This is a genomic window from Saccharothrix sp. ST-888, assembly GCF_000955975.1.
GTDB lineage: Bacteria > Actinomycetota > Actinomycetes > Streptomycetales > Streptomycetaceae > Kitasatospora.
Map to the genome: position 1 here is coordinate 1 of NZ_JYJF01000149.1, position 11,427 is coordinate 11,427.

The 11,427-nt window shown below is 71.5% G+C and carries 8 protein-coding genes; 3 read left to right on the forward strand and 5 right to left on the reverse strand.

Annotation, left to right across the window (positions count from 1 at the left end; genetic code table 11):
- Positions 1-1,594 (forward strand): LCP family protein (locus tag UK12_RS30015; RefSeq protein WP_052682289.1); only part of this gene is annotated, 1,594 nt, incomplete at its 5' end.
- Between the two features lie 243 nt (positions 1,595-1,837).
- Here the strand turns inward: UK12_RS30015 and UK12_RS30020 are convergent.
- The 3 genes from UK12_RS30020 to ssuE form a co-directional block, all read right to left on the reverse strand.
- Complete coding sequence (locus UK12_RS30020; RefSeq protein WP_045306350.1) at positions 1,838-4,402, reverse strand: ABC transporter permease; 2,565 nt, start codon at positions 4,400-4,402, stop codon at positions 1,838-1,840.
- Between the two features lie 12 nt (positions 4,403-4,414).
- Positions 4,415-5,203 carry an ABC transporter ATP-binding protein gene (locus UK12_RS30025; protein ID WP_045306351.1) on the reverse strand — a complete coding sequence of 263 codons (789 nt, stop codon included), beginning with the start codon at positions 5,201-5,203 and terminating at the stop codon, positions 4,415-4,417.
- Between the two features lie 273 nt (positions 5,204-5,476).
- Positions 5,477-6,055 carry an NADPH-dependent FMN reductase gene (gene ssuE, locus UK12_RS30030; RefSeq protein ID WP_045306352.1) on the reverse strand — a complete coding sequence of 193 codons (579 nt, stop codon included), beginning with the start codon at positions 6,053-6,055 and terminating at the stop codon, positions 5,477-5,479.
- A 441-nt stretch (positions 6,056-6,496) separates the two neighbouring features.
- Between ssuE and UK12_RS44620 the strand changes: the two genes are divergently transcribed.
- Complete coding sequence (locus tag UK12_RS44620; RefSeq protein ID WP_045306353.1) at positions 6,497-7,861, forward strand: LCP family protein; 1,365 nt, start codon at positions 6,497-6,499, stop codon at positions 7,859-7,861.
- 73 nt (positions 7,862-7,934) lie between these two features.
- On the opposite strand, the gene UK12_RS30040 is transcribed toward UK12_RS44620, so the two are convergent.
- Both UK12_RS30040 and UK12_RS30045 read right to left on the reverse strand, forming a co-directional pair.
- Positions 7,935-9,098 carry an acyl-CoA dehydrogenase family protein gene (locus UK12_RS30040; protein ID WP_045306354.1) on the reverse strand — a complete coding sequence of 388 codons (1,164 nt, stop codon included), beginning with the start codon at positions 9,096-9,098 and terminating at the stop codon, positions 7,935-7,937.
- A gap of 112 nt (positions 9,099-9,210) precedes the next feature.
- On the reverse strand, positions 9,211-10,365 hold the full coding sequence (locus tag UK12_RS30045) for an LCP family protein (RefSeq protein ID WP_197085282.1): 1,155 nt from the start codon (positions 10,363-10,365) through the stop codon (positions 9,211-9,213).
- A gap of 223 nt (positions 10,366-10,588) precedes the next feature.
- On the opposite strand from UK12_RS30045, the gene UK12_RS30050 reads away from it, so the two are divergent.
- Positions 10,589-11,427: UDP-glucose dehydrogenase family protein (locus tag UK12_RS30050; protein WP_045306355.1), on the forward strand; the 839-nt coding region annotated here is incomplete at its 3' end.

Here is an 11,427-nt window from a genome sequence, read left to right on the forward strand (position 1 = left end):
TCCGCGCGGCTCGGTCCCCGCTCGGTCCGGGCCCGCCCGGCGCCGGGGCGGGCTCTGGCTGGCCGCCTGCGTGTCGACGGCCGTCCTGGCCACCTCCGGTACGGGCTGGGCGGTGCTCAACGGGGTGGGCAGCTCGATCGGCCGGGTGGACGCCTTCGCCGGGGCCGAGGACCGTCCCGACGACGACGGGGGCACCACCATCCTGGTGGTCGGCACCGACGACCGGGAGGGCATCCCGGAGGCCACCCTCAAGAACGTGCTGCACGCGGGCGGCGAGTCCTGTCACTGCACCGACACCATGATGCTCGTCCAGCTCGCCAGGGACGGCGGGCGAGCCAGTGTGGTCAGCATCCCGCGTGACTCCTACGTCACGATCCCGGCCCACCGGGACCCGGCCACCGGCAGACAGGTCCCGGCCGGGAAGGGCCGGATCAACGCGGCGTACGGGATGGGCGGCGCACCGCTCACCGTCCGTACCGTGGAGCAGAACACCGGCCTGCGGATCGACCACTACCTCCAGGCCAACTTCCTCGGCTTCGTCTCCACCGTGGACGCGCTGGGCGGGGTCGAGGTGTGCACCGCCAAGCCGCTGAAGGACGAGTTCGCGGGCCTGGACCTGCCCGCCGGGACGACCCGGCTGGACGGCGCGGGCGCACTCAGGTACGTCCGCGCCCGGCATGTGGACGGCAGCTCCGACCTCGGCCGGATGTACCGTCAACAGCGGTTGCTGGCACAGCTGTTGCGCCAGGCCACCAACACCGGCACGCTGCTCAACCCGGGACGGCTCGGCCGGGTGGTGGACAGCCTGCTGAAGTCGGTCAAGGTCGACAGGGGCCTCTCCGCCGACGACCTGCTCGCCTTGGCCGGCCGGCTGAAGGACCTCTCGGCGGCCAACGCGGACTTCGCGACCGTCCCGCTCTCGGTCATCGACCACCAGGTCACCGGCGTGGGCTCGACCGTCCTGTGGGACCAGCGCGCCGCCAAGGCCCTGTTCACCGCCGTACGCGAGGGCAGGCCGCTCACCGGGCGCTCGGAGGCGTCCGCGGGGCCGTCGCCCTCGCCCAGTGCGTCGGGCACCTCGGGTGCGGCGGGTGCTTCCGCATCGCCCGGGTTGAGCGTGCCGCCCGGGCAGATCCGGGTGCAGGTGCTCAACGGGGCCGGGACGCCGGGACTCGGCGCCCGGGTGGACGGTGACCTGCGCAAGCTCGGCTTCGCCACCACCGGGACACCGTCCAACGCCGACGGCGGCGGCACCGCGACCAGGACGCTGATCAGGTACGACCCGCGCTGGGACGAGTCGGTACGGACGATCGCGGCCGCCCTGCCCGGTGCGCAGCTGGTCCGGGCCCCGGGGCTGGGGGCGACCCTGCTGGTGATCGCGGGCAGCGACTACCTGGGGGTGACTGCCCTGCCGAGTTCGGCGTCCGGTTCGGCACCAGCATCGGCTTCGGCGCCGGAGGCGAGGGCGGGGGCGGGGGCGGGTTCGGCGGGTGACTCGCCACCGGGCCCGGCAGCGGATCCCTCGGCGTCGCGCCCGGCCGGGCCCGCGCCGACCGTCTCGGCAGCCACGGGCAGCGAGATCGGGTGCCCGTGACCCGTTGCCGGGGAGCGGCGACCGGGGCGCAGCGGCCGGGGAGCCCGGTAAGCGCCGGGCGCAGGGGCCTGCGCGAGCAGCGCCGGCGGCTCGGTGCGGGACTGCCTGCGCAACGCAGACAGCTGAGCAGTTGATCAGGCTACGCCGGCAGGTCGGCGCCCCTGGCACAACGGGTGGCCGGGTGCTTGTGCACCCGGCCACCCGTTCCCCCGATCCGGCCGTTTCCGGCCGGTCGCTGTGCGGTCAGTCCGTCGCGATCGCCGCGAGGACGTTCATCCGTCCGGCCCGGAAGGCCGGGAGCAGTGCGGCCAGCAGGCCGATCACGGCCGAGGCCAGCAGGATGACGACGATCTTCTCGGTCGGAATGGCCAGGGTGCTCAGCCCCTTGTCGACGAGGACCCGCTGGGCGGTGATGCCCCAGGCCAGGCCGAGACCGGTGCCGAGCAGGGCGCCGAAGACCGCGATGACCACCGACTCCAGCCGGATCATCCGGCGCAGCTGACGGCGGGACAGGCCGATCGCCCGGAGCAGGCCGATCTCGCGGGTCCGCTCGACCACCGAGAGGGCCAGGGTGTTCACCACACCGAGGACCGCGACCACGATGGCGAGCAGGAGCAGGCCGTAGACCATGTAGAGCAGGGTGTTGATCTGGTCCTGGACGATCTTCTTGTAGCCGGCCTGGTCCTGGACGGTGAGCTGCGGGTACGCCTTGAGCGCCGTCTGCAGGGCGTCGAGGGTCCTGGCCTTGTCCGCGCCGGCCTCGGCCTTGCCGAACAGTGCGGCGTCCTGCGGCAGTTCGGCGGCCGGGACGGCCTTGGCGACGGTGTCGAGACCGATGAACAGGTTGCCGTCGGAGAACGAGTTGCCCTTGGCGGTGATCAGGCCGAGTACCAGGCTCTGGGTGTGGCCCTGGCCGTAGTCGGCAGTGAGCCGGTCGCCGACCGAGAGGTGGTGCCGGGTGGCGAAGTCCTCGTCCACCGAGATGCCGCCTCCGGTGATCGTGGTGGCCGAGCCGGCCTTGACGGGGAGCCGGAAGTCGTCGACGAAGGTCGGTGAGACGGCCGCCAGCTGGGTCTTGCTCGTGCTGCCGTCCGGCAGGGTGAGGGTGGCGGCGAGCTGCTTCTGCTCGGTGAGGTGGGCGAGGCCCTTGGCGGACTTCGCGGCGCTCACCATGGCCGGGGTGAGGCCGTTCTGGTTGCCCTGCACGACGTAGTCGGCCCCGACGGACTTGTCGATCTGGGCATTGGTCGAGCTGACCATCGAGGAGGTGAAGACCGAGGCTCCGATGACCAGCGCCAGGCCGATCATCAGCGCGGCGGCGGTGGCACCCGTCCGGCGCGGGTTGCGCATCGCGTTGCGCTGGGCGAGGCGGCCGGACGGGCCGAAGAGTGCGGGCAGCACCGCGCCGAGCACCCGGATCAGGCCGGTGGCGAGCAGCGGGCCGATCACCACGAAGCCGATCAGCGTCAGCACCACGCCGAGGCCGAGGAACGCACCGCCGGTGGCGGCCTTGCCCGCCTGGGCGGCCGCGACCAGCAGGCCGGCGCCACCGGCCGTCAGCACCAGGCCGGCGGCAGCGCGGATCCGGTTGGCCCTGGCCTCGGTCGGGGTGCCGTGGTCGCGCAGGGCGGACATCGGGGAGATCTTCCCGGCCCGGCGGGCCGGTATGAAGGCCGCCACCAGGGTGATCACGATGCCGACGGTGTACGAGGCGATCGGGACGGAGGCGCCGATCTCCAGGGCGGCGGAGGTCAGGTTCATACCGACCGCGCTCATCAGCTGGATCAGCAGCACGGCCAGGCCGATGCCGCCGAAGAGGCCGAGCGTCGATCCGAGCACCGCCAGGATCAGGGCCTCGACCAGCACCGATCCGTTGACCTGGCCCCGGCTGCCGCCGATGGCGCGCAGCAGGCCGATCTCACGGGTGCGCTGGGCGACCAGCATGGAGAAGGTGTTGATGATCAGGAAGCCGCCGACCAGCAGCGAGATCCCGGCGAAGCCGAGCATGGCGTACTTCATGAAGTCGAGGAAGGACCCGACGCTCTTGGCGTTCTCCGCCTTCTGCTCGGCTGCGGTCTTCAGGTCGAAGCCGGTGCCGACGGCGGTGGCGGCCTCGGTCCTGAGCTCGTCGTTGCTGCGGCTGCCGTCGCCGAAGACCTCGACCGAGGTGTAGGCGGTGGAGTCGAGCAGCAGCCGCTGGGCGGTCGGGGTGTCCAGGAAGGCGAGCGCCGCGCCGGGGTTGGTGGTCCTGAAGGTGGCGATGCCGGAGATCTTGAGGTCGTAGCTGCCGGTCGCGGTGATCAGGCGGAGCGGGCTGTCCAGGCGGAGGCCGGCCTTCTTGGCGGTGTCGCTGTCCAGCAGGACCTGACCGGAGCCCTGCGGGGCGCGGCCGGAGGTGATCTCCAGGGACTTGCGCGGGGTCTCGACCCAGCTGCCGGTGAGGGTCGGGGCGCCGCTGGTGGGGCCGACCGTCTTGTTGGTGGCCGGGTCGACCAGGACGGCGCTGGACACGAGGACCTCGCCGACCGCGGACTTGACGCCGGGCAGGCCGGAGACCTTCTGCACGGTCTGGACCGGGACCGTCCCGACCTTTCCGCCGACCTGCCGGTCCGCGGTGTCGTCGCTGTGCGGGCGGACCGAGACGTCGGACGCCGTGGAGGCGAAGAGCTTGTCGAAGGTCGAGGTGGCGGTGTTGGAGAAGACCAGGGTGCCGGAGACGAAGGCGACCGAGAGCACCACGGCGATCAGCGAGAGCGCCATCCGCCCCTTGTGGGCGAGGAAGCTCCGCAGTGAGGTCTTGAGCAGCATCGGACCGGCCCCTCAGCTGGTGCGCTTGCCGTCGAAACGACGCATGCGCTCAAGGACGGAGTCGGCGGTGGGGGCGTGCATCTCGTCGACGATGACGCCGTCGGCGAGGAAGAGCACGCGGTCGGCGTAGGAGGCGGCGACCGGGTCGTGGGTGACCATGACGATGGTCTGGCCGAGCTCGTCCACCGAGCGGCGCAGGAAGGTCAGCACCTCGGCACCGGAGCGGGAGTCGAGGTTGCCCGTCGGCTCGTCCCCGAAGATGATCTCGGGGCGGGCGGCCAGCGCCCGGGCGACCGCGACGCGCTGCTGCTGACCGCCGGAGAGCTGGGTCGGACGGTGCTTGAGCCGGTCGGCCAGGCCGACCGTGGCCACGACCTGGTCCAGCCAGGCCCGGTCGGGTCTGCGGCCGGCGATGTCCATCGGGAGCGTGATGTTCTCCAGCGCGCTGAGCGTGGGGAGCAGGTTGAAGGCCTGGAAGATGAAGCCGATCTTGTCCCGGCGGAGCCGGGTGAGCTGACGGTCCTTCAACCCGGTGATCTCGGTGTCGCCGACGAAGATCCGGCCCGAGGAGACGGTGTCGAGGCCCGCCAGGCAGTGCATCAGCGTCGACTTGCCCGAGCCGGACGGCCCCATGATGGCGGTGAACCGGCCCCGCTGGATGTCCACATCGACCGAGTCGAGTGCCGTGACCCTGGTCTCCCCCGCACCGTACGCCTTGGTCAACTGCCGTGCGGAGGCCGCCGGAGCGGTCTCACCGCCGGGAAGCCGTGGGTCCTGTACGGCTGTCGCTGCCGTCGTCACTGGAGTCTCCTCGATCTGTGGTCCACCCGTTGACCCGAGCCTGACGCAGACCCCCCGCCCGCCGACATGGTGCAGGCTTCCGTCTTCGTCCTCGGGTTGACCCCACCCCTGAGCTGCGGCCGGCGTTACCGCCATCCGGTGGAGTGGGGAGATAAACACCACGTTAGGAGCCCCCTGCGAGTGAATCGTCATCCGCCGGGAGGAAGCCGGACGACTCCTGCTGTACGGGATGCGGGCCCCTCCCCTTAGGGGGCTTCGCCGCCCGTCTCGGGGTCAGCCCGTCAGGGCCGCTCGGGCGGCCGGCTCGGCGTTCGTACCGGTGTGCCGGTCCAGGGCGGCCGCGAAGGCGTCCACCACCGGTGTGAGCAGGACGTCCGTCTCCCGCTCGACGGCGGTGCTGCCGTCCTCGCGGACCGCGATGTGCCGGTCCAGCACGAACCAGCCCTGGGTGATGTGCTCGGCCCCCATCGAGGCGAGCACCGGGCGCAGCGCGTAGTCCACCGCGAGGACGTGGGCGGCCGATCCGCCGGTGGCCAGCGGCAGCACGGTCTTGCCCGCCAGGGCGTACTGAGGCAGTACGTCCAGCAGGGTCTTCAGCAGGCCCGAGTACGCGGCCTTGTAGACGGGCGTCCCGATCACCACGCCGTCGGCCCGGGCGAACAGCTCCACGGCGCGGGCCAGCTCGGGGTGCGAGGTGTCGGCGGTCAGCAGTGCCTCGGCCGGGAGGCTGCGGACCTCGAACGGGACCACCCGGTGGCCGTGGGCGGTGAGGCGGGCGTCGACGTGGCGCAGCAGGCGGGTGGTGCGGGAGGTCGGGGAGGGCGAGCCGGAGACGGAGAGGACGGTGGCCATGGGGTTCACCTCGGGGCAGGGCAGGGCACGGCGCAGGACCGGGCGGGGACGCCTGCCCGAACCGTCCGGACCACGGGAGTGGGGACGGCCGGAAGTCGGACGGACGGCGGCCGGGCAGGCAGGAGCGGGAGGGACCGGCGCCTCGGATGCGGGCGCTGCGGCGGGAGCGAGGGTCGAACGGTGGCGAGCGGTCAGCCACGACACAGCGAACAGGACACCCGCAGCAGGTCGACGTGCCGCCGACGGGTGAGGATCCAGCGCTGTTCCATGCGCGCCATGCAAACACGCGTGCTTCGGACCGGTCAAGGATGGTCCCATCGGGTGAACACGCCGGTGACCATGCGGCGGAACCATCCGATGCGTGCATCAAATCTGCTACAAGCGGGCCGCTGGGCACCCCGGCCGCACTGCCGGCCACGGGTTTGGGGCATTCTTCCCCACATGAACACGTGGCAGGAGGACCGCCCGAGCGGCGGCGGCAGCTCGTACGGTCAGGGCAACGGCGCCGGCTCTCACGGTCGGGGCAGCGGTGCGGAGCCGCCGCTGCCGCCCTCGCTCAACCCGCGCGGGCCCGGCGCGCCCGCACCCCGCGGTCCGCAGCCCGCGGCACCGCAGGGCGGCGGCTACGGCGCCGCGCCCGGGTACCCGCCGCGGCAGGGCGGGATGCCGGGTGCGGGCGTGCCCCGGCAGGGGGCGATGCCCCCCGGCTCCATACCTCCCGGGGCCGTGCCGTCGGGCCCCGTACCCCCGGGTTCCGTGCCGCCCGGTTCCGTGCCGCCGGCCCGGGTGACGCCCGGGGACGGGGCGAACCCGCGCTGGCCGCGCAGCCGGAAGATCAAGGTGACCGCACTGGCCCTGGTCGGCGCGCTGCTGGTGACCGGTCTCGGCACCTACTTCTGGGCCGACTCCAAGCTCAACCACGAGAACACCCTGGCCTCGTACCCGGGCCGCCCGCCGGCCGGGAAGGGCACCAACTGGCTGATCGTCGGTTCGGACAGCCGGGACGGGCTCACGGACGCGCAGAAGGACTCGATGCACACCGGTACCGACACCGGTAAGCGCAGCGACTCGATGATGGTCCTGCACGTCGGGGACAACGGGAACACCCTGATGAGCATCCCGCGCGACTCCTGGGTGCCGATCCCGCAGCACCTGAACACCAACGGGAACGGCAAGACGATCCCCGCCACCACCGCGAAGATCAACGCGGCCTTCAACAACGGCGGCGGCCAGCTGCTGGTGCAGACCATCGAGACCAACACCGGTATCCACATCGACCACTACGCCGAGATCGGCTTCGCCGGGTTCGTCGGCATCGTGGACTCGATCGGCGGTGTGAACATGTGCATCGACAAGGACATCTCGGACCAGGACTCGGGCCTCAACCTGAAGGCCGGCTGCCAGACCCTGAACGGCACCCAGTCGCTGGCCTTCGTCCGGCAGCGGCACCAGATGGCCGACCAGGACCTGGGCCGGATGCGCAACCAGCAGAAGTTCCTCTCCTCGCTGGGCAAGCAGGCGTCCTCCCCGGCCACCCTGCTCAACCCGTTCACGCTCTACCCGATGATCAGCTCGGGCCTCGGCACCCTGATCGTGGACAACGACACCGGCCTGACCGACCTCGGCTCGTTCTTCCTGGCCATGAAGGGCGTCTCCGGCGGCAGCGGGAAGACCATCACCATCCCGGTCGGCAACGCCAACTACCGCACCCCGGACGGCGAGTCGGCGCTCAAGTGGGATCCGGTGAAGTCCAAGCAGGTCTTCGACGCCTTCAAGAACGACACCGCGGTGCCGGACGTCAAGTAGCCCAAGTAGCCCGCCGAGCAGCACGAAGGGCCCCGCCGACGCGCCGTCGGCGGGGCCCTCTCGTCGCCGGTGGCTACGGCAGGTTGCGCGCCATGACGATCCGCTGGACCTGGTTCGTCCCTTCATAAATCTGGGTGATCTTGGCGTCGCGCATCATGCGCTCGACCGGGTAGTCGCGGGTGTAGCCGTAGCCGCCGAGCAGCTGGACGGCGTCGGTGGTGATCTCCATGGCGACGTCCGAGGCGAAGCACTTGGCCGCGGCGCCGAAGAAGGTCAGGTCGCCGTCCAGGCGCTGGGACTTGGCGGCGGCCGCGTAGGTGAGCTGGCGGGCGGCCTCCAGCTTCATCGCCATGTCGGCCAGCATGAACTGGACGCCCTGGAACTCGGCGATGGCCTTGCCGAACTGCTTGCGCTCCTTGACGTAGCCCTTGGCGTAGTCGAGGGCGCCCTGGGCGATGCCGAGGGCCTGCGCGGCGATGGTGATGCGGGTGTGGTCCAGCGTCTTCATCGCGGTGGCGAAGCCGGTGCCCTCCGCGCCGATGATGCGGTCGGCGGGGATCCGGACGTTGTCCAGGTAGACCTCGCGGGTCGGCGAGCCCTTGATGCCGAGCTTCTTCTCCGGCGCGCCGAAGGAGACGCCCTCGTCGCCCTTCTCGACCACGAAGGCCGAGATGCCCTTGGAGCGCTTCTCGGGGTCGGTCACCGCCATGACGGTGTAGAACTCCGAGACGCCCGCGTTGGTGATCCAGCGCTTCACGCCGTTGAGCACCCAGAAGTCGCCGTCGCGCTCGGCGCGGGTCTTCATGCCGGCGGCGTCCGAACCGGCGTCCGGCTCGGAGAGGCAGTACGAGAACATGCCCTCGCCGCGCGCCAGGGCGCCGAGGTACTTCTGCTTCAGCTCCTCGGAGCCGGAGAGCTGCACCGGCAGCGAGCCCAGCTTGTTGACGGCCGGGATCAGCGAGGAGGACGCGCAGACCCGGGCGACCTCCTCGATCACCAGCACGGTGGCCAGCGCGTCCGCGCCCTCGCCGCCGTACTCGGTGGGGACGTGGACCGCGTGCAGGTCGTTGGCCTGCAGCGCGTCCAGCGCCTCCTGCGGGAAGCGGCCGTGCTCGTCGACCTCGGCCGCGAACGGGGCGATCTTCGCCTCGGCGAGCGAACGCACCGCCTCGCGGAGCATCTCGTGCTCGTCGCTGAGCCGGAACAGGTCGAAGTCCGCCCCTGAGTTGCCCGCCATCTGCCTCGCCCCTTGACCGTGTTAGTTACCGTTAAGTAGCAGTATTGATCCTCATTCTAGGCTCGCTCCCTGTCTACCCCGTACGTGACGTCCGCGACACCCCGCCCGGCGGTCAGCGGACGCTGTCGCCCAGGACGTCACCGCTGGTGCGGTGCGCGGCGAGGTACTCGCTCATCCGGTCGTTGCGCATGGCCTCCCAGAGCGGGGCCGCGGCCTCCCGGTCCAGCTTCACCGCGGCCTGGCCGTCGATGGTCGCGAAGCCGCCGAAGGGCGCGTTCATGAAGCTCACGTCGCCGACCCGCAGGCTGCGCATGCTCCAGGCCAGGTCGTACAGGTCGCTGTTGCTCAGCTTGTCGTCCACGCTCACCACGTCGCCCACCGACTGCAGCTGGCCGCCGAGCCTGGTCGGGCTGGAGAGGGTGCCCGAGTTCATGGTCTGCTTCATCAGGGCCCGCAGGAAGTTCTGCTGGCGCTTGGTGCGGTCCAGGTCCCCGTTGGGCAGGCCATGGCGCTCGCGGACGTACTGGAGGGCGGTGTCGCCGTCCATGTGCTGGGTGCCGGCGTCCCAGTGTCGGGCGCCGCCGACCGCCTCGATGGTCTTGGGGATGGTGATGTCCACGCCGCCGACCGCGTCGGTCAGCGAACGGAAGCCGTCCCAGTCGATCACCGCGATGTGGTCGATCCGGATGTCGGTGAGGTTCTGCACGGTCTGGACCATCAGCGCCGGGCCGCCCCAGGAGTACGCGGCATTGATCTTCGCCTGGCCGTGGCCGGGGATGTCCACCCAGGTGTCACGGGCGATCGAGACCACCGAGACGCTTCTGCGGTCGGCGGCTATGTGCATCAGCATCATGGTGTCGCTGCGGGCCGCCCCCTCCTTCCAGGCCGGGCCCTTGGCCTCGGACCCGGTGGTCGGCACGTCCGAGCGGGCGTCCAGGCCGACCAGCAGGAAGGTCATGCCGCTGTGCGGGACGGCCTGCGGCTGGGCGGACTCCGGGAGGGTCGGGAAGGCGTTCGGAATGCGCTGCACCGAGGAGGCGTAGTGGTTCGCCGTCCAGTAGAGCGCGCCGACCCCGCCGCCGATCACCACCAGCAGGGCCACCAGCGCCCAGAGAAGCACCCGCCGGGTGCGCCGCCGGCGCCCGCCGCCGGCAGGGTCCGCCGGCCCGGATCCGTCGGACTCCGCGGCGGACCGGTCGTCGAACAGGCTCAGGTGGGCGGGCTGGTCCGCGACCGGGTCGTGCTGCATGTCGTCCTTCGAATCCATGCCGGGCATTCTGCCGTCAGTCACACGGATTCCCGTCACCGGGACGGCAGTTCCGGGCGGTCCGCAACCACCCGGGAACACCATCGTTACCGACCGGCAGCCTGCCGCTCCCGGCGCCCGGCACGGACCGCTGCGGAGCCCGTCCGGCCGCCGGATACCATCGACCCCTGCGGCCGGACGCAGACCTGCACGGTTCCGGCACACCTGACATAAGGGGAAGCACGTGACCCTCCGCATCACGGTGATCGGCACCGGTTACCTCGGCGCGACGCACGCCGCCTGCATGGCGGAGCTCGGCTTCGAGGTGCTCGGCCTGGACATCGACCCGGAGAAGGTCGCCGCGCTGTCCGCCGGACGCGTGCCGATGTACGAGCCGGGCCTCGGCGAGCTGCTGCTCAAGCACGTTGCCGGGCAGCAGGGCTCGACCGGGCGGCTGCGCTTCACCACCTCGCCGCAGGAGCTCGCCGACTTCGGCGACGTGCACTTCATCTGCGTCAACACCCCGCAGAAGAAGGGCGAGTTCGCGGCCGACATGTCCTACGTGGACGCCGCGCTCGACTCCATCGCGCCCTACCTGACCCGGCCCACCCTGGTGGTCGGCAAGTCCACCGTCCCGGTCGGCAGCGCCGCCCGCCTGGCCGACCGGCTGGCCGAGCTCGCCCCCGCCGGCGCCGACGCGGAGCTCGCCTGGAACCCGGAGTTCCTGCGCGAGGGCTACGCCGTCGGCGACACCCTGCACCCCAACCGGCTGGTGGCGGGCGTGCGCAGCGAGCGGGCCGAGCAGCTGCTGCGCGAGGTGTACGCGACGCCGATCGCCGAGGGCGTCCCGTTCGTGGTCACCGACTTCCCGACCGCCGAGCTGGTCAAGGTCGCCGCCAACTCCTTCCTCGCCACCAAGATCTCCTTCATCAACGCGATGGCCGAGGTGTGCGAGAGCGCGGGCGCAGACGTGGTCCGGCTCAGCCAGGCGCTCGCCCACGACGACCGGATCGGCGCCAAGTTCCTCGGTGCCGGGCTCGGCTTCGGCGGCGGCTGCCTGCCCAAGGACATCCGCGCCTTCAT

What these genes read in the sequence shown, in the direction of transcription:
- UK12_RS30020 (WP_045306350.1), bottom strand. Translation starts at nt 4,402, where the DNA reads ATGCTGCTCAAGACCTCACTGCGGAGCTTCCTCGCCCACAAGGGGCGG.
- ssuE (WP_045306352.1), bottom strand. Translation starts at nt 6,055, where the DNA reads ATGGCCACCGTCCTCTCCGTCTCCGGCTCGCCCTCCCCGACCTCCCGC.
- UK12_RS44620 (WP_045306353.1), top strand. Translation starts at nt 6,497, where the DNA reads ATGAACACGTGGCAGGAGGACCGCCCGAGCGGCGGCGGCAGCTCGTAC.
- UK12_RS30040 (WP_045306354.1), bottom strand. Translation starts at nt 9,098, where the DNA reads ATGGCGGGCAACTCAGGGGCGGACTTCGACCTGTTCCGGCTCAGCGAC.
- UK12_RS30045 (WP_197085282.1), bottom strand. Translation starts at nt 10,365, where the DNA reads ATGGATTCGAAGGACGACATGCAGCACGACCCGGTCGCGGACCAGCCC.